Consider the following 26,520-nt stretch of genomic DNA (forward strand, 5'->3'; position numbering starts at 1 on the left):
TTTCTTTAAACAAAAATGGATTGTCCCCTGTAGAATACAGGGAGCAATCCATGATTTTTTAAAACTTATAAAAATGTCTAACTTTTTTATTGCACTTCATATTGCCATCAAAGTGATAGCATTATCTTGGACCTTTTAAAATCAAAGAGATTTAAGCATCTTCTTTATTTTTCCAATCATCTTTCTTTTCATCCCAATTTTCTGAGAGGGCATGTTTAGGAAGAATCAAGTTAAGCACGATACCGACAACTGTGGCAACACCAACTCCAGTGAATTGGAAGGAACCCATTTGTAAGTATGCATTACCAATACCGATAACGAGGATAACAGAAGCAATCATTAGATTACGTTTTTCATTGAAGTCGACTTTGTTGTCAACCAGAATTCTTAGACCACTTGAGGAGATAACACCGAATAGCATAAAACTAATACCACCGATTACGGGTCCAGGAATAGTTTGAATCAAAGCACTTAATTTACCAACAAATCCGAACAAGACAGCGAAAACAGCAGCACCGATAACAACGTAGACACTGAAAATCTTGTTAACAGCCATAACACCAATATTTTCACCATATGATGTAACAGGAGGACCACCAAGGAAGGCGGCAACGATTGAAGCTGTACCATCACCAGCTAGTGTCTTGTGTAAACCGGGATCTTTGAAGAAATCACGATTAGTTAATTCATCAAGTACCATGATATGTCCCAAGTGCTCAGCCATAGTAACGAAGGCAATTGGCGCAAAACTCAGGATTGCACCCCAGTAGATTTGATGAGGCATGTAGTTAGCAAACATAATATCAAAAGCGGGTAGTTTGAACCAAGGTGTTGAAGCAACCTTAGAGAAATCAACGATACCGCAGAAGACAGAGAGAACGTATCCTCCGACAATACCTAGAAGAATAGCAATATTACTCCAAAAACCACGAAGGTACATGTTCAAAAGAACAGTTAGGAAAAGTGTAAACATAGCGATTCCGAAATACTTCAAGTCATAATGTGAACCGTTCATCATAGCATTATCAGCGGCACTTCCGGCAACTGACATACCGATAACTACGATGATAGGACCAACGACGATTGGTGGTAAAGCTTTATCGATCCAAGCAGAACCGGCAAAACCAACAATGATAGAAACAATCAAGTATACACAACCAACAGCGATAGTACCTTGAGCGACTCCTTGATAACCAACCGTCTTCATTAACGAGACCATCGGAACAATGAAGGAAAAACTAGAACTCATGTAAGCTGGAATTTTTCTGTGTGTAATCAAAATGTGAAGCAAAGTTCCGACACCGGAACTGAATAAGGCAATACTTGGATCCAATCCAACTAGTAGAGGTACAAGGACTGTGGCCCCAAACATTGAGAATAAGTGCTGTAATGATAGGAAAGCCCAACTGCTTAACGGTGGCTTTTCATAGACATCCAAAACTGCGTCTGGATTACGATATTGTTCTTCGTTTTTACTCAAAAAAACATCCCCTTAGTATTTTTTTGTAAAAAAATAGTCCCCTATCCCGTGTATGCGAAATAAAAGACTGAACGTGTTTCCTTATTAGCCTCACGGGACCAAAATTTAAAGGATCATTTATTTAATTACACTTAATATAATTGAGTTGCATTGTAAAGTCAATAATGAAATACTAAAAGGAGAATTTAAGCGTTAACAAAGAGGAGATTTTTATGGTTGAATTATATATTGTAAGACATGGTGAAACGGACACTAACTCTGAGGCTCGAATCAACGGAATGTCTACTGACAAACCCCTAAACGCCAAAGGTATCAAGCAAATTGAGGAATTAGAAAAGCATATTGATATCACTGATTTTGATGAAGTTTATGCAAGTCCAATGAAGCGTGCAATGCAAACAGCTGAAATTTTGAATCAAGGAGCACACGAAATTCAACAAGATAAACGTCTAGTTGAAGCCGACTATGGTTCATGGGATGGTTTGAGAGAAGAAGAATTGATCGTAAAACACCCAGATGCCTTTGATGAAAACAAATATTTGTTACCAAATTATACTAAGTACGCCGTTAATGGTGAAGAATACGCTGATGTTTACAAACGTGTTGAAGATTTCATGAATGATATGGCTAAAAAAGGTGACGAGAAGATTTTGGTAGTTTGTCACGGTTTCGTTAGTCGTTCATTTGTTAAAGTCACAACTGGTGCTAAAGATATTTCAAACATCATTCAACCTGATAACGGTGGTGTATCGAAGTATAAAGTTTCCGCTAGTGGCAAGAAGTATCTAATGTATTATGGACGTTTAAATAATATCGATTAGAGGGTAGACAATGAGTCTGACTAATAAAGTTCCCGAAAAGGATGTTCAAACGACTTTCAATAACATCGCGGGCAACTATGATAAATTAAATTCCATTATGAGTTTGGGAACACATCAAAAGTGGCGTAAGAAAGCTACTGAAAAAATCGTCAATCATCCTCAAAAAGTGTTGGATCTTTGTTGTGGTACAGCTGATTGGACGATTATGTTAGGGCAAAGATTTTATCATGCTCAAATTATTGGTGTGGATTTCAGTCAAGAAATGCTTAAATTGGCTCAACAAAAAGTTGCTCAATCCAAGTTAACTAATATTATTTTGGAAACTGGTGACGCCATGCAATTAAATTTTGCAGACAATAGTTTCGATGTAGTCACAATCGGTTTTGGATTAAGAAATGTGCCTGATGCCGATAAAGTACTGCGTGAAATCTATCGCATTTTGAAACCATGTGGGCAGTTGATCTGTCTGGAAGCATTCAAAGTCGAGACGCCAGTAGTTAAAATTGGTTGGAAATTGTATTTTAATAAGTTAATGCCCTTAATGGGAAAAGTTTTTGCGAAGAATAAATCTGATTATCAGTACCTAGATGATTCAGTTAATCGTTTTGTCAGTATCAAAAAACTATGTCAGATGATGCAAGATGCCGGATTCAAAGATATCGAAGTTACTGATTTAATGATGAAAGCAGCGGCTATTCATTCGGCAATTAAAAGTATTTAGACAAAACAAAAAGAACACCCGGGGAAGGTGTTCTTTTATTTTTTTAGGGGATTAAATATATATGTTATAGGGGGGATGAGATGAGATATCTCTCATCTACAAGTAATACTATAACCAATAAGTGTGAACCAATTATATTGAAAATGTGAAGATTTTGTGAAGTTCTATTTATTTAGAAATATTATTTTATAACTGTTGTAGCAAGCTAACAATTAAAAGGGGTGCTCAAAATGTCAAATATCAGAGATGTCGCCAAGCTTTCAGGTCATTCAGTTTCAACTGTTTCAAGAGTCATCAATAATCAAAGTTATGTTGCTACCGAAACTAAAGAAGAGATTCTCAAGGCAATGAAGGAATTGAATTATCATCCTAATGATATTGCTAGAGCCTTAAGTACCGGCAAAACTTACCGTGTTGGTGTCGTTATGCCTTATAGTAATCATCCTTATTTTCAAAAGTTAGTTTCCGCTATCACTCAGGCCGCCTTCAAAGAAAACTATCAAGTTACTTTATTGCCTTCTCATTATAATGTTAAAAGTGAGATTAAATATTTAGAAATGTTGAAGCATCAAGCATTCGATGGACTGATTTTTACTTCCAGAGCCATTCCATTTGAAACAATTGTCGAATATCAGAAATACGGTTCGATTACTTGTTGTGAAGATACCTTGGATTACCCCATTTCTTGCGCATACACTGATCGGGAAAAGTCTTATATAGATGCTTTTGGATTATTAAAGAAATTAAAATTTCAAAATATAGGCGTTACGGTAAGTCGTAACGAACAAACGAGTCGAAGTGCTAAATCAACGGTCGATTCTTATTGCAAAGTATTTGGAAAAGAGTGTCCGGAAAAATTATTAGTTCGAAATATGCAGTTTTTTAAAGACGGAATTGAGGCTGCTAAGGAGTTGACTGCTAAAAATCTAAATCTGGATGCAGTTTTTGCCAATGGCGATCAAGTTGCGGCTGGAATTATTTATCAATTAAAGAAAATGCAAATTGATGTTCCAGTTATCGGCCAAGAAAATTTGGATTATAGTTACTTAATGAATTTTTCAACGATTGATCATAAGTTGAATGAAATTGGTGAATATGCTTTTTGGTCTCTGTTTGAAAAAGAAGTCGTTAAGAAGTTGATTCCTGCCGAATTTATTTTACGAGGAGCATTAATTTAATATAAAATATCAAATAAAAAACACCCTTTTTTCGGAAAGGGTGTTTTTCTAGGGGATTAAATATTGTTTATAGGGGGGATGAGAGAAGAGTATTGGCTCTTATCTACAGTTTAATATTACTGGCTTATCAGAAGTTCATAGTTGTTTGAAAATTGTAAAGCATTTTTGGATAGCCCATAGTTGATAAGTCTTTTATATTTTTATAAATTCTTTGTCCTTTTGTAACTTTTAAAGTTACATCCCATGAGAGCAGAAAAAACTACTCTGCAAGGAATAGTATATCGTATTTTACGACTAACTACTACCAACTGGCACGTAAAAGACAATAAAAAAAGTACCTCGGGGAAAGGTACTTTTTATTTAGGGGATTAAATATATATATGTTATAGGGGGGTGAGAAAAGGGATTATCTATATCTCTCATCTACAATTTATATAATACTCAACCTTTATGAATTAAATATTTATAAAATGTGAAGATTTTGTGAATTCATATAAAATGCCGTCCTCCACAACAAGAAAATTTGGCTGGAACGCCATGGGCCGACTTGGAGCTAATTATTTCACACTTCGTGCAAAATAATGGATCTCTAAGTTCGGCCTTTATCTAAGCAATAAATTGCTAAGATAAATCTCATGGCTGAGCCAATTTTCTTGTTGTTCCGGACTAAATCCGGCTTTGTTTCTTAGATGTTTTAAAACCTAAATAGGAACTGCATCTATATTAGTCAATATCGATATGGTGTTCTGAGCTAGTTTTCTTTTCTAACTTAGGGAGGATAACCTTCAAGACACCATTGTCATAGTTAGCTTTGATGTTCTCAACGTCGGCTGCTGGTAAGTGATATTGTCTCATGAAGCGGCCACTTGTGCGTTCGGACATAATCATGTCGCCGTTCTTATCGTTATGATCATTAAAGCTGTCGCGACGGCCACTAACGGTCAAAACATCATCTTGATAATTGATGTCGATATTCTTCTTATCAAAAGCTGGCATATCAATATGTACTTCATAATCTTTATCTGTTTCTTTAATGTCAGTCTTCAAATTAGAACCTTCTAAAGCACTATCTTCGAATAATGATGGAAAACTAGTCATCCATTTGTCTCCATTGAAAAAGTCTCTCATTAAATTGTTACGATTCATAATTTCATTTACCATAAATAATTAACTCCTTTTTAAAAGAATAAATTTGTTTTTTAGCACTCATCGAGTACGAGTGCTAATGGAACTCCAAAAAAATAAGCTTAAAGCGTTAGTCAATATCGATGTGATGTCCAGAATCTACTTCCTTATTTATCTTTGGAAGAGTGATTTCCAAAACACCTTTGTTATATGTAGCTTTGATATTATCTTGATCAACTTGTGGCAATCTGTATTGTCTCATGAAATGACCACTTGAACGTTCAGACATAATTACATCACCATTTTTATCATTATGATCAGTGAAACTGTCACGGTGACCACTAATAGTTAAAACATTATTATCATACGTAATATCAATGTTCTTCTTATCAACTGCGGGAAGATCAACGTGTACTTCATAATTTTGATTATTTTCTTTAATATCAGTCTTTAATGTTGAATCTTCGGGAAAATTATTGTCAAATATAGATGGAAAACTATTCATCCAAGAGTCACTATTAAACCAGTTTCTCATTAAATCGTTACGGTCCATAATTTCATTTGCCATATTTTATTACTTCCTTTCCCTTAATTACAAATACAGTATAAAACCTGAATTATGGAAGTTCAAGAATTTAGCACTCTTAATTAACGAGTGCTAATTTTAGCAAAAAGTAAGTAAAAAATAACCGTATATTATGTGATACAATTAACTTAGTAAAGAAGAGGATGTTAAGATGACTAAATTAGTTATGAAACGTATTTACGACAAAGATTTACCAGCAGGGTATCGTGTGCTGGTAGATCGGCTTTGGCCACGTGGTATGTCTAAAGTACGTGCAGACCTTGACTTATGGGCAAAAGAGATAGCCCCATCAGCAGAATTGCGTAAGTGGTTTGGACATGATCCTGAAAAATATTTAGAATTTAAGAACAAATATTTAGATGAGATTAACAATAATCCATATACCAAAGAATTTCTAAAGTCCTTAAAAGAGGCTCTTCAAACACAAGACGTACTGATACTATATAGTGCAAAAGATGAAGAACATAATGACGCTGTAGTGCTAATGGAATATCTAAATTCGAATATTTAAGTATTGTAGATTGGTTGGCTAACAATTATGGAAGAATTTGATTTGCAATCTTTATTATCTAGTAGTGATAAGTTATTGATTCATCTGTTGCAATCATATGCACAGACCAATGATATAGCTATTTTTGTGTTAAACAATGAGGATCATTTACAGGCTGGAATTTTTGGTAAACTAACGAGGAAAACTGAATTAACACGGGTAAATAAAACTAGAGACTTATCTAAGTTGAGTATTAACAAATGTAAGTATGATATGGAATATGCTGATGCACCGTTGCGTATTTCTATAATCAATCAACGAATAGGAAAAATTTGTGTTGCTCAGGATATTTTGAAAAATACTGATCCGAGTAATATTGTAGTAATTCAAAAATTACAGCAACAAGTTGAATATTTAAGATATTTATTTGAGAGTGTATCAAAGCTGATCATCAAGGAGAGAGGAATTGATGATTTCATAATTAAATATTCACTAGATGTCGACGAAGCTATCGATGATCTCGAAAATGATGAGAGTGGTGCATTGAAGAGAATCAGACATCTGTCGACTTCAAATGAATCGATTATTTCTGCAATTGAGTTTATTGATAATAATTTAGATAAGCGTTTAACACTTGATCAAGTATCGGGCAAAGTTTATTTGTCGGATTATTATTTCAGTAAACTGTTTAAGAGGGAAACAGGTTTGAGTTTTTCGGTGTATTTGAATGCCCGAAAAATTCAAAAAGCCATGATTCTCTTAAAGGAATCAGATAACAGTATTAATGAAATTTCGGATGCATTAGGTTTTACTAGATTGAGCTACTTTAGTCAGACGTTCAAAAAGTACACTGGCTATGCACCGACGAAATATCGTATTGATGGAAAAGAGTAATAAAAATGTAGGGGGCATTCTTACTAATGCTTCCTGCATTTTTTGTTTACCCTGATAATTATTTCAATGTGTAAGCGATAACTAGACGTGTGTACAGGATTTATGCACAAATTATCTTTTTTTATGAAAAAAATTGTAGTAAAATTTAGGCTTAATGTAAATTACTTGTTTTTGTGTAATTTAAGGAGAGATATTTATGAAAAATGTCTTTAAGAAGGAATCCGTCGACACTTATATCAAGGCGGATTCGAGATTAACAAAGAGTTTAGGGGCAAGGGATCTCTTGTCACTTGGGATTGGAGCCGTAATCGGAACTGGTATTTTTATCTTACCAGGACATGAAGCGGCGTTACATGCCGGTCCAGCGGTGGCAATAGCATTCTTGATTGCTGCACTGGTCTCTGGCTTAGTCGGCATGGCTTATGCTGAATTTTCTTCGGCAATGCCTGTCGCAGGTTCGGCTTATTCATTTGGTTCCATTATTTACGGTGAAATAGTCGGCTGGATTCTAGGTTGGGCTTTGATTTTGGAATACTTCTTAACCGTTTCAGCGGAAGCAGTTGGTTTTGCTTCATATTTTAACAACAATATTTTGGGAGCTTTTGGAGTACATCTACCTAAGTTCTTATCGGCAGGTCCTCTGGAAGGTGGTGGAATCAATATTTCAGCCACATTGATCGTCTTATTGATTGCTATCATCATTTCCCACGGTGCCAGTCTTTCTAAGAAAGTTGAAAACGTTGCGGTTGTTATCAAAGTAGCGATTATCGTCCTCTTCGTTGTGGTCGGTTTCTTCTATATTAAGACTAGCAATTATGTGCCATTCTATCCTAAACAGTTCCATACTGAACCCTTTGGTTTAGGTGGAATCTCGACAGCTTGTGCTACAGTCTTCTTTGCTTTCGTTGGATTCGATGCTTTGGCAGCCAATTCAGCGGAGACCATTAATCCGAAAAAGGATATGGTTAAAGGAATTCTAGGAACAGTTATTGTCGCAGTAATCTTGTACGTTTCCTTCTCACTTGTTTTAACCGGAATCGTCAATTATAAGGACTTAAACGTTGATGATCCAGCCGCTTATGCGTTGAAAGTCGTACATCTCGATACTTGGAATAAACTGATCACCATTGGCGCCTTAGTTGGTATCTTCACATCATTGTTGACGATGTTCTTTGGTGGATCTCGTCTAGTTTACGCTTTGGGCCGCGATGGATTGTTGCCTAAGAAAATGGGACAAGTCGACTTCAAATATTCAGTTCCAAAGAATGCCATTTTAGTAGCGACAGTAGTTCAAGCTTTCTTTGCCGGCTTGGTACCATTGACTGAATTAACATCATTGATCAATGCCGGAACCTTGTTGGCCTTCGTCTTTATTTCTTTCGGTATTATTCCGTTACGTCATCGTAAAGACATTCCTAATACAGGTTTCAAGATGCCTTGGTATCCATTCCTACCAATTTTTGCTGGAGTAGCTAGTTTATACTTCTTATTGATGTTGCCAGCTATTTCTAAAATCAGTGTTGGAATTTGGATCTTGATTGGAATCGTCGTTTACTTCACTTACAGTTTGAAACATTCAAAATTGCAAAATAAAAAATAGCTTCCTGACGGAGGCTATTTTTTCTTGCTCTTGGGAGCTTTATTGTTGTTGATTATATGAATAATTAGGGTAACGATGATGGCACCAACTAAAACACCTACGAAGACAAGATTAGGTATTTCGATGTCAATTGCTGGAATCGACAAGAATAATTTTACCGAAATGAACATGATCAAGAAGTAAGCCATACCGTTTAGTTCAGGAATCTTACTCATCAAGCCCATGATTAGTTCAGCGATACCTCTCATAGCTAAGATACCGATCATACCACCAATTAAGACGATAACCGGATTACTAGAAATAGCCAATGAGGCCAAAACAGAATCAATTGAGAAGACGATATCCATTAATTCAATTGAGATAACGACTTGCCAGAATCTGGAAATGTGAAGATGCTTTTCTAGAGCATTCTCTTTTTTAGGTTCAGTTGGAACCTCAACTTTTTTATTCTTACTGAAGAAAAAGTGATTTAAGAAGAGATAGAACAAGTAGGCGGCACCAAAGACTTTGATCCACCAGAAATTAATCAAGTAGACCCCGACACCGATAACTAAGAATCTAAAGATGTAAGCACCGAATAGTCCGTAAAATAGTGACTTTTCCTGTTCAACTTTGTTAGGTAGTGATTGTGTTTGAGCGGCCAAAACTACCGCGTTGTCGACTGACAACATACACTCCATGACTACCAATGATAAGATAACTAACCAATCTTCCCCCGATTCAATAACAGTTGCCCAGTTATGAAGATCAAAGAATGGACCGTACATATTTATTAATGCATTCAATCAGTATTCCTTGCTTTCTATTTGTATTGTTGGGTAAATGATACCAGATTAGAGGATCGATTTACAATTAAGGTTTGAAAAAGAAAATGGAAGTATACTTCCATTTTGATATAAGGAGTAAATAAAAAAAGCAGTTCCCTCATTTTCGAAGAAACTGCTCTTTAACTTTTAAGCGGTTGGTACAAATGTTGTATAGATTAACCAAATATTCAAAATAGTTAGCACCACTGCAACAAAGTAACCTAGATATTCAATAAATTTATTATTGGCAAATTCACCCATAAGTTTCTTGTTACTGGAGAATCTGATCAATGGAAAAATTGAAAATGGTAAAGCGACACTCAAGAATACTTGTGACAATGTCAAAAGTGATTCGATCTTAGCTTCGTTACCATGGAAAATAATGGCAAACGAGATAACTGGAATAATGGATAGAAGACGAGTAATAACACGTCTTGCCCATAGTTTCATCTTCATGTGGATGAAACCTTCCATAACAATTTGTCCGGAAAGTGTACCAGTGATAGTTGAGTTTTGACCAGATGCCAATAGGGCAACGGCAAACAAAATACTTAGTACGGGACTAGCAACTGCACCAGCAACCTTTGGATTTTGAAGGGCGTTAAATAGATCAACGAAACGTCCCAAATCACTATTTGTACCATAGAACAATGCGGCACCAAGTAGTAATAGTAAAGTATTAACGACAAAGGCTAATGTTAATTGGATATTTGAATCCCAAGTTGAAAATCTAACGGCTTGATGAACACTCTTTGGATCATCACGGTCATATTTTCTAGCTTGTGAAATAGATGAGTGCAAGTACAAATTATGAGGCATAACTGTTGCACCAACAATACCTAATGATAGATAAAGCATACTCTGATTTTGTAAAATTTTAGGTTCGGGGATGAATCCAACCATCATTTGACCAACATCTGGTTTAGCCAAAATAACTTCGTACAAGAAGACTAATAGAATAACCATAATAAGTGTGGCTACGATAGCTTCAATTTTTCTGAATCCTAGTTTCATCAAGACCAATAGTAATAGAACATCAAAAGCCGTGATGATAACACCCCATAATACCGGTATATTAAATAGCAATTTCAAGGCAATCGCTGAACCGATAATTTCGGCGATATCGGTTGCCATGATAGCCAATTCGGTGATGATCCATAAACAGAATCCTCCGACTCGACTAGTTCGATCTCTCGTTAGTTGTGCCAAATCTCTTCCGGTCACGATACCTAGTTTAGCTGACATGTATTGTAGTAGCATCGCAATTAAACTAGAAATCAAGATAACGGATAGTAATTTGTACTTAAATTGGGCACCACCGGCGATAGATGTTACCCAGTTACCGGGATCCATGTAACCCACGGCGACCAAAGCACCTGGTCCACTATATGCTAACAAGGTTTTAAAGAAACCTGCGTCTGTCGGAACATCAACGGTATCATTAATTTCTTCCAAGGAAGGACCGTTAGCGTAATGAATTAGGCTTTCGTGTTTTTTATTTTTTTCACTCAAGCTGTTCTCCCCCTTTTTATTCTCAACATATAATATCATGTTAGAGGTGTCTTTTAAACCCAGTAAACTTAATAATTAGGACAACTTAACAAAATAATACTAAAAGCCGTGTTTTCTAGGGATAGATGGTGACATGGGATAATAATTTTGTGCCAATTATATTAATAATAAACAAATATTTATGTGTAAATGCATAATTTTACGTTTCTAATACGCAACTTCATGTATTTATCACATTGTTACGATACAATATAAGTGTAATGGAAATGGTAGGGAACAATATTTTAAATTTTTAGAAAAGGGATAAAGTCAAATGAATGTAATTTTAATAATAGTTGATATCATCTTTTTCCTTGGTGCAGCCTTCAATGTGTATTGGCAGTCCCAAATTGAAATCAAGTCAATTTATAAGGTTTCATCGCTGATTTTTGCGGCTTTCATTGGGGCATGGCTACTTTTCTCACCAACAAATCAATTATCTTACATCATCATGGTTGCTTTATTCATGTTACTTAACATTATGAATGGTGTTGGAGGAATTGGTTCGAAGAAAATCGTCATCAATGGATTCTATTCGGGCGTTTTGGATTACTCGCAGATCATTCACGTAACTTTGATACCAATCGAGTTGCAAGGTAGTAAACCAAAAGTAGCAGTTATTTTTAACACGAAGAGACCACAACAAGTGGAAATGAATTTTAATACGTCATATAAAGAGATTCAAAAATTCTTAGATAAAAAGTTATCCAATGAAGTTTCAGTTGAAGTTGGACAAATATAGAAATGGAAGAGACCTCGTTTGAGGTCTTTTTTAGTTGGTAAATATGTCGTCTTCCACAAAAAATCTGTGGGCCGCTGGAACGTAGCGGACGCGACTTGAAGCTAATGATTTTTTGTTCCAGACTGGATTCTGCTTCTAAATTTAGAATTAAAAAACGACGTCTATTCAGGAATCTCAATTCACTTTAATTTTGTGGATTGATTAATCTGAATGGACGTCGTTTATTTTAATAGCCGTATCTTATATTTGATAATTGAGTTAATTTTTGTAATTTAGATTGTTGTTCTTCTGTTAATGAGATTTTGTTCTTATGAAGTGCGTTAGAAATTGATATGTTCATCCTACTTAAGATGTAGGGAACGGCTGATTCTCTTTTTTCTAGTTCATCTTTGAATTCGATTAGTACCTCTTGTAAAGGTTGTCTGTTGGCATCGGTATTTAAATTATTAAGTAAGTCATCGATGATAGCAATTGCTTCATCACCACGATCTTTGCCACCAGCAAACCAAGTTAGTTTAGCCATTTGTTTTGTCACCTCCTTTATAAGAAAAATAGGGTTGTCGATATTATATTCAATAATTGATGTGAAAGGATATTACTGTAAATATTCTTAGTTTTTTCGAAGATAGTTGTGAGGAAGGTGCTGGTATGGTAAATCGTATTTTCTGGCAATGCGGATTAACACGTATAAGATAGCTCCAAACATAATTAGTGTAAAGACGATATTGCCTGATTTTGAGACCATGGTTAAGGCATTTAGCTGTATAAATATCGGTAATAGTAAAAGGAGTATTAGTTGGATTATTTTTTGCGGCATGATATCTCCCTGTGTTGTTAAGAAATTTTAGAGCCAATTAAAGAGTGAACCAAGTCCCAAGATGATAAAAATGATTGCGAGTATAAATGAGAACCAAATTGCCATCGGTGAAAATGCTGATGTGGATTTGCCACCTGATGTTTTGAGAGTTTTGAAATAATTTATCGTTGCGAAAAACTGCCAGATACCAATAATAATGAATAGTGTGCTAAATATGTTTTTCATAATATTCACCCCGTATCATAATTGATTCTTTATACTGATAATCTTAACAACTGTGTGATTATTTAGAATTAAAATGTCTTGGATGGGGGGATTATATGTCTTGAAAGTGGTAAAAATAAAAGGGCTCAAGCGTGATTGCCCGAATCCTTTTTTCTTTAAATATTAGTGATGGATTGCAGTTTCTTTTTTAATTTAGTAGCTTTCCCCATAGAAAATTTTTTAGTGGTGCCATTCTTTAATAGAATTTGACGGGATGGAAAATCAATCTGTCTGATGTTGATTGGATTGATAAGACAGGAACGACTAATTCTAAATAAGAAAGTGTATTTCTTTTCTAAATCATTGAGTTTGCCATAGAATTCGTATTGACCATTATCGGATATAAAAATTAATTGGTGAGGAATTTTGGACGATTCGATTGAATAAACTTCATTTTGATTAAAATTAAATATTTGTGTTCCAATTTCAAAGACAAAGTTTTGCTGATGATATTCTAATGATTTTTTTATTAATTTTTCCACATAAGCAAGTGCGTCATAAATTTCGTCACGATAGGCTTCAAGGTCTTGTTGTTTCTCGATAAAACCAATGGCACCAACCTTTCGCTTGAGAGTTTCTGGTGCTAACTCCTCATGCGTAGTAGTAAAAATAATATTGGCTTCTACATCAAATTCTCGAATTCTTTTTGCCAAATCGATACCGTCAATTTTTGCTTGTAAGTCGATATCCAAAAAGTAAATTCCACGGTTAGGTTGGGATGTTCGTAAGTACTGAAGAATATCTCGAGGGCTTTGAGCGGTACGTTCAATTTCGAAGAAATTATTATGAAAGAGGAGATAGTTTTCAATCAGAGTATTGAGTTGTTTCAGCTCGATTGGATTATCTTCACAAATAATAATAGGATAACTCATTTTTTCCCTCCTGATTTTGTAATGGTAAATTGCATGCTGAACCAATTATTGCGGGTATTGTAGGAAACCAAAAGGTTTTTATACTTCTTTTTAATATCTTGGATGTTAATCATACCAAGCCCGTCATGATTCTTCTTGGAAGAAAAGCCATATTGTTCAATTTTAGAAACGGAAATGTGTTTGACAATAGTGTTCTTAATCGAGATTTCTAATTGTCCATCAGTGTTAATCAGGATAATTTGGATCTTGCCACTTGGTTGTTCTTTAACAGCTTCAATGGCATTATCAATACTAGCTCCCATTAGTCTTATGAGATCAAAAATATTAAGACGCACATTGTCGATATCACTTTTGCATTCAAAATAGCAGTCGATATTGTTAGATTTGATGGTTTTCAATTTACTGATCATAAGTGACTTAATATAGGGATTGGAGATGTATTCCAAATCTTTGAAGTCATCCATAGAAATGTTACTGAAGTATGTAGTCGAGTAACCCTCCAATTCTTTTAGTGAGCTTTTCAAGTCGTTGTTGTCATTGACGGTAGCAATTTCGTTTAAACTATTAAGAATGTTTTTGTAATCATGCCGAAATTTATGCATTTCTTTTTGGTCACTATCGAGTTGTTTAGTATAATCGCTTAAATTATCTAATTGTTCAGACATCAATTTCTTTTCGTAAATCTCTTTTTGACGGACATTCTCATGAATGAAAATGAAGGCAATGGCGATTCCTTGGACAATCAGAAAAATTAGAATACCTGTTGTTAAGTCTAAATAAGCTTTGAATTTTTGGATGAAATACATAAAGGCAAGTATGACCATAGAAGAATAGGTTAGAACTATGCTTAGGGATGGTGAACTGAAATTTTGAATGATACTATTCAACTTAAGCTTTTTAAAGATAAAAATGATTATTAGCAAAATAATAAGCTGAATCAAGAGCGTACCAGTTATTAATAATAAATCGTTTATTTTATAAACAAGATAGATTTTTGTAATAATAACGGAAGCAATTATTGAAGAAGTGAATTCGAATAGAAGTGCCAGCAATATGGAATTTACCAGGTAATATTTGTTAGAATTTTTGTTTCTTAAAGAGAAGTAAATGACTACTAGAAGCACTAAATAGACGGTGTCGTTGACAAATACGGCAATAAAAATGGCGGCAAAATAAAAGGCGGGAAGAAAGAGTATCTTTTTGTAAAGTGGAATTAATTTCATGTCATAAACAGAATTAAATGCTAAAAAATAAAAGAGATATGATATAAACATATTTAAAATAAACAATCGAGTATCCACAGTAATCAATGCTCATCACTCCCCCCCAGTGAAAAAAAGTATATTTATATCGTAACAATGAAAAGAGAAGTTGACCAATAACAAATTTTTCATTGAGGATGTTGATAACGGTATTTGAGGATGTTTTTCACAAAAAATCTGAAAACTGAATTAAAATTATTGTAAGAAGTGACCAAGAAAGGATTAATTATGCCTGATAAAAATGAAAAAGAAGAAGAGATTTTATTGAGTGAGCTTTATGATTTTGTTTTGAATCCTAATATTTCTGACGACGAACGTAAGATTGGACTCATGGCTAAAGCTGATTTGGAAAAGGGAAGATATACTGTAGCTGTCCTCAACCAAATAATTGTAAGTTTTCAACAGTTAGACTTAAAGAATAAAGGATTAACACCTGATGCTTCTCACTTTTATGATGTAGTAAATCCAATTTTGATCAAGATGAAACCTATTGGAACTAACTTGGGATATATAGGTTTTAACAGTAGTTATTTAAGTTAAGAATTGGGGGATATAAATGTTAAAAAGTCGGGAATCGCAACTAAACTATTTAATAACTTCATCATTGAACGATGAAGCTGTACAAAATAATGAAGAATTAACTGAAATTTTACGTAACGCACAATTCAAGTTAGGTAAAGGCGATGCTGAAAATATAGTGGCAACTAAATTGGAACATGCAATTAGTACTTATACATTTACGCATGGTTTAAAAGCGCCTAAATCAATTGTTGAACTATCAAAATTTTTGCAAAATGATGCTAACAAATATAAAGGATTTATGTCGATACTGACTTGGTTCGCTAACTAAATTACACACGGGGAGAGATGTCTATGCTAGATATAAAAACAACGAAGAAAGTTATTCACGAGTTATATGACGCTTTACATGAGCATCCAGATCAATCACCATATTTATTGAATATCACGGATGTATTAAGTCAGGTTTATATGAAATTGGATACAGTTGATAATCCTGAAGCTTGGTTAAGCAGACTGGTAAATTACATATATATGGAAGCTTTCGGTCGAGTTCATTTTTCTAGGGAAGAAGATAATCTTTTGATTGAGTTGGGCGACCTCTCAAAGAGATCGGGACTCAATGGTAGAAATCGAGCAAACTTTAATGATAAATCTCAATTTTACGGTTTGTTTGAAAAAATGCCTCGTCGTTAATGGATAGTAAAAATACTCTTAAAGTTAATAGACCTGTGTCTGATGACTTTAAGAGTATTTTTTGTTATTGGTTTGAAAGTCTGATTCTAATAGGCAGTTCCCACTTTGATTTGTTATCAATGCTTAAGATATTGAAGGCAATGATGGAAAAGATAAGCATATATATAAGGGAGATAACGATAGAATATTTATATTGGGACGGAGAATTATTGACTATCTGTCCGTTTCCAATAGTTCCAGTGAAATCTATGAAGAAATGTAGTAAGAAAGATAGCAAAATACTTCCCTTACGTATATATACGGCGCCAAATAGACAACCCATTCCAAATGTTTCAAATACTTGCATTATAGTCATGGTCAAATTCTGTGAATGAATATTTCCGATATGATAAAGGGCAAAAAAGATACTAGATATAATTAAACAGAATAGTAACTTTCTTTTGTCCATATTTTTATTGTTATCATTTAAGAGACTACCTAGGACTATGCCTCTGAATAAGCATTCTTCGGGGATTGCTGCACATAATCCAATAAGTAACGAAATAAAAAGGTGATTGGTATTAGATATTGATGACAATATTGAAATCAATATGAGCGTTATTGAAAATATTTTAGTATTCTTACCAACTGATAATTTAAAGTAGATTTTCTGACGAAATATCAAATTATTTAGAATTAGTCCAAATATAAGTTCAACCAGTTTAAATGCAATTATATGTTGCCAATTATCTATTTTGAAATAATCAAAAATTGGTCTGGATATAAAATTGTCGAATATTACTAATAGTACAAAAAAGATTATTTGTTTTTTAGGGAACCTTATTGTGTTTGTCATAATTCACTACCAATCTAATTAAGTTGTTTAATAATTGTGTGATAACTCTAGCTACTGGGTTGCTAAATAGTTTAGGAGTGGAAGAATGCTGGACCATTTATTACAGTAGAAATTTGTTGCCAAAATGACTTGTGTTCTACAGAGTTAATCTCATGTATAATCTTATTTTGCTCAGGACTGAAGTGGTATGTCTTCTTTAGAGCAGCCTGCTGTAATGCGTTATTTAAAGTAATAAGGGCATCGTGAATTTCGTTATAATTTTTACTGACGTTATCGGACTTATTTATTTGAAGGTATACTTTTTGAATTGTGGACTTGAGATTGTCCGCATTGGGAGGTAGAGATGAATTTAGTTCTTTGAGTAATTTGTTTAATGATTTTATTTCGTTGATCTTTTGAGATTTACGCATGGAATCCTTTCTATAGTAATTATTTATAATATCGAAATGAATCCAATTATATTTAAAATAATATGCATGAGTATTGGATACATTAAATTATCATCTGAGTATTCGTATATGATAGCGAAGAAAATCAAATCAGAATATTGTAGGAAAGAAATATTTTGTATGTCTCTCAATTTGTTAATATGAAATATCATAAATAGAATTGTTGTGATTACGATGCTAATAATGGCGATTGCTTTTCTATTTAAATTGAATCGTGAGAGGAATCCTTTGAGTAGTGTATGTTGAATAAAATATTGAAAAATTACCTCTTCTACTATTGGGCCGGTAATAGCGATAAGAATGAATAGTATTAAGACGCCAATAGAACCACTGGAATGTACGCCTTTCTCTAATCCGCTTTGATTACTTGGATTTGCTGGAATGATATTTTGAATTATGATTTGATAGGCCAAATCTAGAACCACAAATATTGGAATAATGTATATGGCTTTAAAACTTCTAAATAGATGATTCAAATCATCTTTGAAATTACTTCTTAATAGATAGATCAAAGATATGCATATAAGAATATGAAGTGCTGTGAATATCAAACTTGAAGTAGTTTGACTTAAAAATTGCTCTAATATCTTCAGAAGAAATTCTGTGACAAACATATATATAAGTATTATCGGAAAAACTCTGTAATTTACTTTATTCATATTAATTGCTAACCCCGTGTTCTTTTTTGATAAAAAGGAAGATAGGTTTAATTATAGTAGAAATAATAATCCTTTGATTTAAAAGGATATTAACGTTGGGAAAAGCCGTATAAACGTGAGAAATATTTGGCATGATTTATAATATAGTTAGAAGTTAAAGATTGGGGATGTGAGTATGGAGAATCAAGAATTGTTCGATCTAATCGATACGGCATATAATGAGGATCTTTCTGAGCAACCTAAAGAGTACAAGGATTCACTTTTGAAAGCTGCTCAAAAGTTGTTAGCTGGTGGAAAAGAAGTTGAGGTATGTGCCGATATTTACCAAAGTTGCCACGACAATTACATTGTTCCTATGGGATTGCCTAGGAATAATCGAGCACTGTATCAATATATAAAGGATAAGTTACATAACCCTAGTGAAAAAGAAATGCGTGATTTGAATCTGGGTTATGGATTGATTTCAACCAATATTACTTTCGGTTCAATAAATTAAAAAGCAAACCTGTTGAGGCTTGCTTTTTTTGTACAATTCGTAATTAGAAATAATTTAATATGGTTGCTTGAATTCTAATTATCCAGTAGTAGAATATATAATTAAATCAAGATGATGTTTATATATTGGTATTTGTGGGGTATTGATTATTAAATGTTTTTAATACTTGATTGCTAAGTGAAGCAAAATATCTCTCGTTATGATATTTGGAAAAGGGGAACTATGGCAAATTTATCGTTACGTTTCACTTCTAAAGGGAAGATGATTTTGTACTTTCTACTATCGATTGTGTATGCTTTTGGAAATGTGGTCATCGCTTATATTACTAAGATCATGTTGAACATGGCACAATATCGGCAAGGAAGTGTCAAACAATTAATAACAGTCGCAGCAAGTGGTGCTTTAGCAATTATTCTAATTATGTTTTTCAATTTTGCCTATCGTTACCTCAAATTTGATATTGTCAAAGACATCAATGTACATTTGAAAGCAAAGACAATGGCCTACCTGATTGAACAACAGGATGATTCGCAAAAAGATGGTCTGAGTCTGATGACGAATGACGTTAAACAAATTGAAACTTTAAAAATATTGAACGAATTAACCATAATTACTGAATTCATGTCTTTTGTAGTCTCAGTCACAGTTGGTTTACTTAATTCTTGGATTTTAACATTACTATTCATCGTTACAACGGTAATTCCAGGCTTTGTTCAGAAATTCTTTACCAAAAAGATTCAATCCAAATCAGAAGCTTGGGAAAAGGCTAATGCTAGTTATACCCAGAATGTCAGCGATGGTTTAAATGGTGCCGCAACTGCTGATCTGTATGATGTTCAAATCCCAATCGTCGGTAGAGTCGTTGATGGTGCTAAGAGAATGGAAAATGCGCTTAAGAGTTTGAATTATACTCAAGCCGTAGCGGGTGAAATTATTATGGCCGTAGCGGAGATTTTTAGTTTTATTATTCCTTTCTTAGTCGGTGCCATTTTGATGTTCCAAGGTCATATCGGTGCTGGTACTTTGGTCATGATTGTTCAGCTTTCCAATGATTTTGTTAATCCAGTTATCAATATTTTTCAACAGATTAATTCAATTCAATCAACTAAACCCATGTGGGATAAAGTTGAGAAAGCTTTGAAATTTGATGAAGCAAAACCTGTATCAGTTAATAATACGAAGTTTACAGGATTGGATGTTGATAATCTAACTTATAAACTTAAAGATAAGACTTTATTCTCGGATTTGGGACTTTCAGTACATCCGAATGAAAAAGTTTTATTGATGGCACCTAGTGGTTGGGGGAAAACGACTCTTTTGAGATTAATACTGGGTAAACTCAAACCTAACGATGGAAAAATTTATATTGATAAAATGGACGTAACAGGTGATTGGCAAAAGGCTCATGACAGTTTCAGCTATGTAAATCAGAAACCATTCATTTTTGATGATACGTTGAAATTCAATATTTCTTTGGGGAGAAAAGTAACTGATTCTGAAATGGAAGAAGTGGTTGAAAAATCAGGATTATTTAGTTTAGTTGGGGAAAAAGGATGGGATTATCAAGTTGGTGAAAATGGAGCCAATCTTTCTGGTGGTCAGATTCAAAGAATTGAGATTGCACGAGCATTACTTTCTAAACGACCAATTCTGTTGGCAGATGAAGCAACTAGTGCTTTGGATCCAGAATTATCATTGGCAATCCACAATACAATATTGAAAAATCCTCAAATTGCGGTTATTGAAGTTGCACATAAAATTTCTGAACAAGAGAAGTCTATGTTTGATCGTATAATTCAATTTGAGTGATAAAAATCTTTTGTGTTTAAAACAAATAATAGCAGGTAATCAAATTACGGTTCTTTCTTAAATTTGGTTGTAGCTAAATACCAACTAATATGGTTGAAATATGCCGTCGTCCGCAAAAAATCTGTGGGCCACTGGAACGTGGTGGACACGACTTCAAGCTAATAATTCCGCACTTTGTGCGAAATCATGGATCTTGAAGCTCGGTCTTTTACTAACCTTGCTACGCAAGCTAAGTAAAATTGCACCACTGAGGGCCCACAAATTTTTTACTACCGACTGGTTCCTTAGTTCTAGTATTATGGATATTTTAGTATTTTTAATCTACGAATATAGAAATTAAATCAAAAGAACGGCCTCAATTAAGTATTCAAGATATATCTTCTACTTGAATTTCTTAATTGAGGCCGTTTCGTCTTATTAGACTAAATTATTTTTCTTTTTTATTAAAGAATGTTTGTGATAGCTGATACTTCATCACTACTGAAATCAAGATTATCTAGTGCTTTGAGGTTGTCATCTAAATGATCAACGTTGGTTATTCCAATGATGACACTGGCAACAACAGGATCTCTTAATAACCATGCTAGTGCTAATTGACTAAGCGTTTGGTTACGACTTTGAGCGATGTCGTTAAGCTTATTTAGTTTTTTAACTAGAGCATCTTTACCATCTGCGAAGAGTTCTTCGTTAGTAGGATGAATCTTGAAGCTTTCGGGAATACCGTTAAGATATCTATCTGACAATAATCCTTCGGATAGAGGTCCATAAGCGATAGCACCGGCACCAGCATCTTTAAGGACATCGATTAGACCACTATCTTCAACATGATGATTCAAGATATTCATACTCATTTGATCCAAAACAAATGGTGTGCCTAATTCTTTAAACATCTTAATAGCTTGTTTCATTTCAGGAACTTCGAAATTGGAAACTCCAACATATAGAGCTTTACCAGATTTGACAATATCATCTAAGGCTCTGACGGTTTCTTCGACTGGAGTTGTATCGTCATAACGGTGAGCGTAGAAAATATCAACATAGTCTAATTGAAGTCTTTCTAGGGAACCATCAATGTCTTGTAACAATGATTTTCTTGAAGTCCCAACACCATAAGGGCCATCGTGTATTTCATAACCGGCCTTAGTTGAGATAACTAATTCGTCACGGTATGGTTTCAAGTCACTGTTTAAGATTTGTCCCAACAATGTCTCGGAACTGCCTAAACCATCTTTAGTGCCGTCGCCATAATGGTTAGCAACATCGAAATGGAAAACACCTTTGTCAAAGGCATGCAAAATAACTTGTTTACGTTCGCTCAATGGATCAGCACTACTGAAGTGATGCCAGAGTCCAAGTGAGATTGGTGGCAACATCAAACCAGTTTTACCAGCATGACGAATATGTTTTCCTTGATAACGACTATCTGAAGCTTTAAACATAGAATCATCCTTTCGTAAAAAAACTCATTAGCTCAATAATATGTCACTGGAAACGTTTACGCAAATTTCGATTATACAATCTTTAAACATCTTTTTGATAACTTGATTGAGGAGGTGGTGGAGAAGGTTGAAAAAAATTAGTATTTCTTTGATATTTTTATTGATAATTATTTTAGCTATAAATATTACAAAGTTTAATGGAACCAAAGAAGCAAATAAAAGTGAGAATTCTGAAGAGTTGGTTAAGAACGAAGTCCAATGGAAGAGGTTAACTAAAGATATTCCTCAGATTGCTTATCATGATAATTTGTCCTTGTTAGAAAAGATACAGATGAATTATGAGAATCCTAAAGATGGTCATAGTTCAAAGTATGAGGATAAGTTTTCGTTGAAAGATCATTTTTACACTGGTAATCCAACTATTTTTGAAGGAGTGATATTAAATTTAGAGCCTATGTCAGAAATGGTTGAGACGAAAGCAACTATATTGGTTAAAAAAGTGTGGCATGGCGACCAGTCAGTCAAAAATAAGCGTATTTACACTGTCTTTAGAAGCGGTATAACAAAGGCCAAATATGCTTTTAGCAGTATTGAAGGTGAATACTTGAATAAAAAATTCGATCCGGACCAAAAAGTATTAATGGTTCGAAAAGATATTCCTGTTCCTAAGATAGGAAGTGTGATAATTGGTTCTTTTAAATCCTTCAAGATGACTAGTGAGGCTTATGATTCAACTCGTCAAAGTATTTATGGTAATAAGTATGGAATCAAATTTGATCAATTCTATCTATTGAAGAATCCAAGAACTAATTTGTGGGTTAAAGATAAGAAACGATTTGTTTTGAATAATCCTGAATTTAAAAAGCTAAAGGATAATATTGAATTTAAGAATCTTTATGCGTTGACCGATTACTGGAATGAGTAAAAAACTCTCAGCCGAAAAGTTGAGAGTTTTTTAATTAATAATCAAATCACGACGTCGATAACCTAAGTAACCAATAATGATTAAAATAACTGCTATTGATAACTGCCACCAAAAGGTAGTGGGATCAAAGTTCTTAACGGGAACTTTAGTGATATATCCAAAAGGTGTTAATTTATTTAACCAGTCGGGCAATTTGAGCAGTTTTCCAAAGTATTGAACGAAGAAAGCCGCAATCAAATATCCGTAATTTAAAGTGATGAGTTTTGGCAGCCAACCGACTAAGCAGGTTGATATTCCGAGAAAAATCATAATTGGAGGAGTGTAACCCCAGAATCCACGCATGAAAATATACCAGACTAAGTGTTGCTTCATAACGGCGTTACCACTGGCATAGAGACCGTAGTTTCCAGCTAGAAAGATCAGCAAACTAGTAATTGTAGCAAGCAAGATGGTTGAAGCATAGAGTTTGAGACGACTGGTTGATGTTGAATGGATAATTTCTAAGTATCCTTTGTTCTCTCCAGTCTTGAGATAGTTGATCAAAGATATTCCCGGAATTAAAGCAAGAACAGCGAAGACAATCATTAGAATCGATAGGAACTGCTTAATGATTAAGATATTGGCCGCATTGATAGCCTTAGTATCAAGTAATTGTTTGAACATGGGATTGGTTTTGACAATATCCCCGATAGTGTTGAAAACTGAACCATAGCTAGCACCCAAGATCATCACACCAAAGAACCAAACTAAGATGTTCAGTCGATTTAAACGCCAAAGTAGGGAAAACGGTCCGCGCAATAAGACACTGGCTTCCTTTCTTTCAGGTTTAGTGGCAATTAATCCTGAACCAATATCACGATGCCCATTAAGTGTGAAGGCAATCAATATTAGAAAAATCGATAGTAGTAACATTAAGAAAACTGGGAGCCAATTATTATCTTTGTAAGTTGAGAATTTTTCTACCCAACCCATAGGAACGTACCAAGTGTAACTAGGCTTAGTCACATCCGTGATCATTCGTAGAAGGTACATGAGACCAAAAACTATATAGGAGAGGATGGTTGCCGTTCGTGCATTATCCGTCAATTGGGATATTACAGCAGCAATACTGGTAAACATAAAACCACAAGCACCCAATCCTAGTCCTAAAAGAAAATTACCGTTAGTATCGGTTCCATTCAGATTGGCAAACTCCAGCCCCAAGGCATAAACCAAACCAATTCCAAAATTCAAAATAAAGCTTTCTAGTAAAGTTGCTGAAAGATTAGACAAGCGACCAACGGAATGGGCCTGAATCATTTCTAGAATGCCGTTTTCCTCTTCACCACGAGTATTACGAATAACGAAGTAGTAGTTCATGATGGCAGTAACGATAGCCATAAAGACAGTCATTTCTGAAGCAAAGACATCGGCAGTCGTATAAGGACCAGCTGGCATTTTACCAAAGAGTGAGATCATAGCGGGTGATTTCAGAGTCTTGATTATTTGATCAATTGAGGACTTATTACCATAGAGGTTAGTGAATTTACTAGCTACGCCAACGAACAATCCAATAAGGATGATGGCCCAAAGTATAAGTTTCACCCAATCACGTTTTAAGTTGAATCGAGTAAGAAAAAGCGTTTTTTGAAATTTATCATTTGGCATTATCTGACACCTCATTCGAGTCATAATAACGGAGGAATAAGTCTTCAAGAGTAGGTGGAGTTGCTTGTAATGAAAGAATCTGTTTTTGAGCTAAGTAGTTCATGATGTTATCAAGTTCTTCTGAATCAACCGCCAAAGTTGTAACGCCGTTATTATCAAAATTCACATTGTGAACTCCCGTTAGGTTTTGAATATCGGGTATAGCTGCTTTGGTTTGAACTTTAATAATGGTTCTAGTTAGATGTCTCATTTGTTCCAAAGTACCGGTCTCAACAATTTTGCCTTCTCGGATGATACCGATACGATCACACATTTTCTCCACTTCAGAGAGAATGTGGCTGGATAAAAGAACTGCTTTGCCCTTAGTTTTTAACTGGAGAACCTCTTTTTGAAAGATTTCTTCGTTTAAAGGATCAAGACCACTCGTCGGTTCATCGAAGATATAGAAATCAGCATCAGTTGAGAATGCAGCAATTAACGCTACTTTTTGACGATTCCCTTTAGAATAAGTACGTGCTTTCTTAGTTGGATCTAATTGGAAGGATTTAATCAATTGGTCAGTTTTTGCCGAATGTTTAGTGTGGCTTAATTTTAAAAAAAGATCGATAATTTCACCACCACTGAGATTAGGCCAAAGATAAACATCGCCAGGAACATAGGCAAGTCGACGGTGAATGGCAACGGCATCTTTGAATACATATCCTGTTCAAAAATAGTAGCCTTGCCACCACTAGCGCGTAGAATACCTAATAAAGTACGAATGGTAGTCGACTTGCCAGCTCCATTTGGACCAATGAAGCCAAATACTTCTCCCGGATAGATGTCGAAAGTAATATCTTTTAAGGCCTCAAATTTACCAAATTTCTTTTGAAGATGTTCAATATGTAAAGTAGGAATTTTTGCATTATCCATAATAATTACCCCTAAAAATGAAATATATATTCCTGAATAGTTCATTATTTATCGAGTATATTAGAGCCAGAAAATAAGCATGTCAATAAGAAGGAAAGTTGGAAATAAATCATTTTGACGATCTTTTTGGAGGATATCAGAAACAAAAAGGCTTCTATAGCAGAAATTGCTAAAGAGGCCCGAGTATCACAAGTTAAGTACTCATGAAAATGGCGTTATTCATCTATTCTTTTACAGTATTATTGGGCGTTAAATATGGTAAACGTAATTGATAATCGTCGAAGAAGTCACTTTTGAGCTTACCGAATTCATCAATCAAGGCGTGAAGTTCTTCAGCTTGCTTGGATGTTAATTTGAAATCTCGTTCAACGGCATTTTTCAATTGCATGTAAGTTGGTTTTTCAATGAAAGTATGCAAATGACGGAATAACTTCATGGAATAATTGTCAGCGACAAAGGTAGGACGATGAAAGTAGTAGAGTAATAGGACATCAGCTGTTTCGTTGCCAACGCCTTTGAGAGCAACTAATCGTTTACGCAACAAGTTGGTAGGGAGTTTCTCCCAATCAGCAAAATTATTTCGATAGGCCGTCAGTAGAGAACGTAAGTAGATGGCTTTATTATGAAAGAAGCCACTAGGTTGAATCAATTCTTGCAATTGATCTTGTGGTACAGCTAGCATTTTATCGACTTCAAAGTTGGTTACTTGCTTGAGATTAGCTAACGAACGATCGGCGTTTTTCCAGTTAGTATTTTGAATCAAAATCATACCAGTTAACATTTCTTCAGTATTTTCAGCGGGCCACCAGTTTTGCTCGCCCAATTTTTGGTGCAGTATATCTAATAAGTCATAAATCGTAATTTGTTTGTACAAAGTGAATATCCCCCTAAACGTTATTATCCACTTGCCGGCTAAATTTGTCCG

At 34.5% G+C, this 26,520-nt stretch carries 27 protein-coding genes and 1 pseudogene; 13 read left to right on the plus strand and 15 right to left on the minus strand.

The features are described 5' to 3' along the window. Positions 1-151 precede the first annotated feature (151 nt). The gene (locus ATN92_RS06970) at positions 152-1,480 is read right to left on the minus strand and encodes a uracil-xanthine permease family protein (RefSeq protein WP_056954770.1); all 1,329 of its coding nucleotides are present in this window, start codon (positions 1,478-1,480) and stop codon (positions 152-154) included. Positions 1,481-1,692: 212 nt separating this feature from the next. Between ATN92_RS06970 and ATN92_RS06975 the strand changes: the two genes are divergently transcribed. The 3 genes from ATN92_RS06975 (at position 1,693) to ATN92_RS06985 (ending at position 4,200) form a co-directional block, all read left to right on the plus strand. Beyond that, entirely contained in the window at positions 1,693-2,301 is a 609-nt protein-coding gene (locus ATN92_RS06975) for a histidine phosphatase family protein (RefSeq protein ID WP_056954768.1), read from the plus strand. Between the two features lie 10 nt (positions 2,302-2,311). Next, the gene (gene ubiE / locus ATN92_RS06980) at positions 2,312-3,022 is read left to right on the plus strand and encodes a bifunctional demethylmenaquinone methyltransferase/2-methoxy-6-polyprenyl-1,4-benzoquinol methylase UbiE (RefSeq protein ID WP_056954766.1); all 711 of its coding nucleotides are present in this window, start codon (positions 2,312-2,314) and stop codon (positions 3,020-3,022) included. A 230-nt stretch (positions 3,023-3,252) separates the two neighbouring features. After that, positions 3,253-4,200 (plus strand): LacI family DNA-binding transcriptional regulator, encoded by a 948-nt coding sequence (locus tag ATN92_RS06985; protein ID WP_056954764.1) that lies wholly within the window; start codon positions 3,253-3,255, stop codon positions 4,198-4,200. Between the two features lie 723 nt (positions 4,201-4,923). Here the strand turns inward: ATN92_RS06985 and ATN92_RS06990 are convergent. Next, positions 4,924-5,361 carry an Hsp20/alpha crystallin family protein gene (locus tag ATN92_RS06990; protein ID WP_056954762.1) on the minus strand — a complete coding sequence of 146 codons (438 nt, stop codon included), beginning with the start codon at positions 5,359-5,361 and terminating at the stop codon, positions 4,924-4,926. Positions 5,362-5,455: 94 nt separating this feature from the next. Continuing rightward, the gene (locus tag ATN92_RS06995) at positions 5,456-5,893 is read right to left on the minus strand and encodes an Hsp20/alpha crystallin family protein (protein WP_056954760.1); all 438 of its coding nucleotides are present in this window, start codon (positions 5,891-5,893) and stop codon (positions 5,456-5,458) included. 169 nt (positions 5,894-6,062) lie between these two features. Here ATN92_RS06995 and ATN92_RS07000 point away from each other — a divergent pair, with 169 nt between their 5' ends. The 3 genes from ATN92_RS07000 (at position 6,063) to ATN92_RS07010 (ending at position 8,895) form a co-directional block, all read left to right on the plus strand. After that, complete coding sequence (locus ATN92_RS07000) at positions 6,063-6,422, plus strand: DUF488 domain-containing protein (protein WP_056954758.1); 360 nt, start codon at positions 6,063-6,065, stop codon at positions 6,420-6,422. Positions 6,423-6,449: 27 nt separating this feature from the next. Then, positions 6,450-7,295 (plus strand): helix-turn-helix transcriptional regulator, encoded by an 846-nt coding sequence (locus ATN92_RS07005; RefSeq protein ID WP_056954756.1) that lies wholly within the window; start codon positions 6,450-6,452, stop codon positions 7,293-7,295. A gap of 196 nt (positions 7,296-7,491) precedes the next feature. Then, the gene (locus ATN92_RS07010; RefSeq protein WP_025085911.1) at positions 7,492-8,895 is read left to right on the plus strand and encodes an APC family permease; all 1,404 of its coding nucleotides are present in this window, start codon (positions 7,492-7,494) and stop codon (positions 8,893-8,895) included. 14 nt (positions 8,896-8,909) lie between these two features. Here the strand turns inward: ATN92_RS07010 and ATN92_RS07015 are convergent, their stop codons facing one another. Both ATN92_RS07015 and ATN92_RS07020 read right to left on the minus strand, forming a co-directional pair. Then, on the minus strand, positions 8,910-9,680 hold the full coding sequence (locus tag ATN92_RS07015; RefSeq protein ID WP_056954754.1) for a TerC family protein: 771 nt from the start codon (positions 9,678-9,680) through the stop codon (positions 8,910-8,912). Positions 9,681-9,848: 168 nt separating this feature from the next. Next, positions 9,849-11,252, minus strand: coding sequence for an Nramp family divalent metal transporter (locus ATN92_RS07020; protein WP_162255723.1), 1,404 nt, complete (start codon positions 11,250-11,252; stop codon positions 9,849-9,851). Between the two features lie 274 nt (positions 11,253-11,526). Between ATN92_RS07020 and ATN92_RS07025 the strand changes: the two genes are divergently transcribed. After that, positions 11,527-11,994 (plus strand): hypothetical protein, encoded by a 468-nt coding sequence (locus ATN92_RS07025; protein ID WP_056954750.1) that lies wholly within the window; start codon positions 11,527-11,529, stop codon positions 11,992-11,994. Between the two features lie 226 nt (positions 11,995-12,220). Here ATN92_RS07025 and ATN92_RS07030 read toward each other — a convergent pair whose 3' ends face one another. From ATN92_RS07030 to ATN92_RS07040, 3 genes are all read right to left on the minus strand, one after another. Then, positions 12,221-12,517, minus strand: a complete 297-nt coding sequence (locus ATN92_RS07030; protein WP_056954748.1) for a bacteriocin immunity protein — start codon at positions 12,515-12,517, stop codon at positions 12,221-12,223. A gap of 674 nt (positions 12,518-13,191) precedes the next feature. Beyond that, entirely contained in the window at positions 13,192-13,947 is a 756-nt protein-coding gene (locus ATN92_RS07035; RefSeq protein WP_056954746.1) for a LytR/AlgR family response regulator transcription factor, read from the minus strand. Continuing rightward, complete coding sequence (locus ATN92_RS07040; protein WP_158106612.1) at positions 13,944-14,834, minus strand: sensor histidine kinase; 891 nt, start codon at positions 14,832-14,834, stop codon at positions 13,944-13,946. The genes ATN92_RS07035 and ATN92_RS07040 overlap by 4 nt, the downstream gene beginning before the upstream one ends. Before the next feature lie 600 nt (positions 14,835-15,434). Here ATN92_RS07040 and ATN92_RS07045 point away from each other — a divergent pair. From ATN92_RS07045 to ATN92_RS07055, 3 genes are read left to right on the plus strand one after another with little or no spacing between them, the layout of a single operon-like run. After that, positions 15,435-15,749 (plus strand): bacteriocin immunity family protein, encoded by a 315-nt coding sequence (locus tag ATN92_RS07045; RefSeq protein ID WP_054642900.1) that lies wholly within the window; start codon positions 15,435-15,437, stop codon positions 15,747-15,749. A 16-nt stretch (positions 15,750-15,765) separates the two neighbouring features. Beyond that, positions 15,766-16,059, plus strand: coding sequence for a bacteriocin immunity protein (locus ATN92_RS07050; protein ID WP_056954743.1), 294 nt, complete (start codon positions 15,766-15,768; stop codon positions 16,057-16,059). A 23-nt stretch (positions 16,060-16,082) separates the two neighbouring features. Continuing rightward, the gene (locus ATN92_RS07055) at positions 16,083-16,424 is read left to right on the plus strand and encodes a bacteriocin immunity protein (protein ID WP_056954741.1); all 342 of its coding nucleotides are present in this window, start codon (positions 16,083-16,085) and stop codon (positions 16,422-16,424) included. 64 nt (positions 16,425-16,488) lie between these two features. Here ATN92_RS07055 and ATN92_RS19490 read toward each other — a convergent pair whose 3' ends face one another. The 3 genes from ATN92_RS19490 to ATN92_RS19495 all read right to left on the minus strand — a co-directional run bounded on the left by ATN92_RS19490 (position 16,489) and on the right by ATN92_RS19495 (position 18,367). Beyond that, on the minus strand, positions 16,489-17,259 hold the full coding sequence (locus ATN92_RS19490; protein ID WP_056954739.1) for a CPBP family intramembrane glutamic endopeptidase: 771 nt from the start codon (positions 17,257-17,259) through the stop codon (positions 16,489-16,491). Positions 17,260-17,330: 71 nt separating this feature from the next. Further along, positions 17,331-17,669, minus strand: coding sequence for a bacteriocin immunity protein (locus ATN92_RS07065; RefSeq protein ID WP_056954738.1), 339 nt, complete (start codon positions 17,667-17,669; stop codon positions 17,331-17,333). 23 nt (positions 17,670-17,692) lie between these two features. After that, positions 17,693-18,367, minus strand: a complete 675-nt coding sequence (locus tag ATN92_RS19495) for a CPBP family intramembrane glutamic endopeptidase (protein ID WP_056954736.1) — start codon at positions 18,365-18,367, stop codon at positions 17,693-17,695. Positions 18,368-18,542: 175 nt separating this feature from the next. On the opposite strand from ATN92_RS19495, the gene ATN92_RS07075 reads away from it, so the two are divergent. Both ATN92_RS07075 and ATN92_RS07080 read left to right on the plus strand, forming a co-directional pair. Then, on the plus strand, positions 18,543-18,863 hold the full coding sequence (locus ATN92_RS07075) for a bacteriocin immunity family protein (protein WP_082604605.1): 321 nt from the start codon (positions 18,543-18,545) through the stop codon (positions 18,861-18,863). Positions 18,864-19,085: 222 nt separating this feature from the next. Next, positions 19,086-20,672, plus strand: coding sequence for an ATP-binding cassette domain-containing protein (locus ATN92_RS07080; RefSeq protein WP_056954733.1), 1,587 nt, complete (start codon positions 19,086-19,088; stop codon positions 20,670-20,672). 443 nt (positions 20,673-21,115) lie between these two features. Here ATN92_RS07080 and ATN92_RS07085 read toward each other — a convergent pair whose 3' ends face one another. After that, complete coding sequence (locus ATN92_RS07085) at positions 21,116-22,111, minus strand: aldo/keto reductase (RefSeq protein ID WP_056954731.1); 996 nt, start codon at positions 22,109-22,111, stop codon at positions 21,116-21,118. A gap of 127 nt (positions 22,112-22,238) precedes the next feature. Here ATN92_RS07085 and ATN92_RS07090 point away from each other — a divergent pair, with 127 nt between their 5' ends. After that, positions 22,239-23,036 (plus strand): hypothetical protein, encoded by a 798-nt coding sequence (locus ATN92_RS07090; protein WP_056954729.1) that lies wholly within the window; start codon positions 22,239-22,241, stop codon positions 23,034-23,036. Positions 23,037-23,066: 30 nt separating this feature from the next. Here the strand turns inward: ATN92_RS07090 and ATN92_RS07095 are convergent, their stop codons facing one another. The 3 genes and pseudogenes from ATN92_RS07095 to ATN92_RS07105 form a co-directional block, all read right to left on the minus strand. After that, positions 23,067-24,683: an ABC transporter permease gene (locus ATN92_RS07095; protein WP_056954727.1), complete on the minus strand. Its 1,617-nt coding sequence runs from the start codon at positions 24,681-24,683 to the stop codon at positions 23,067-23,069. Continuing rightward, positions 24,673-25,595: pseudogene (locus ATN92_RS07100) on the minus strand (ABC transporter ATP-binding protein). Before ATN92_RS07100 ends, ATN92_RS07095 begins: the two are co-directional and overlap by 11 nt. Positions 25,596-25,818: 223 nt before the next feature. Next, entirely contained in the window at positions 25,819-26,469 is a 651-nt protein-coding gene (locus ATN92_RS07105; protein ID WP_056954725.1) for an endonuclease III domain-containing protein, read from the minus strand. Between the last annotated feature and the right edge of the window lie 51 nt (positions 26,470-26,520).

It is taken from the genome of Companilactobacillus bobalius (assembly GCF_009764355.1).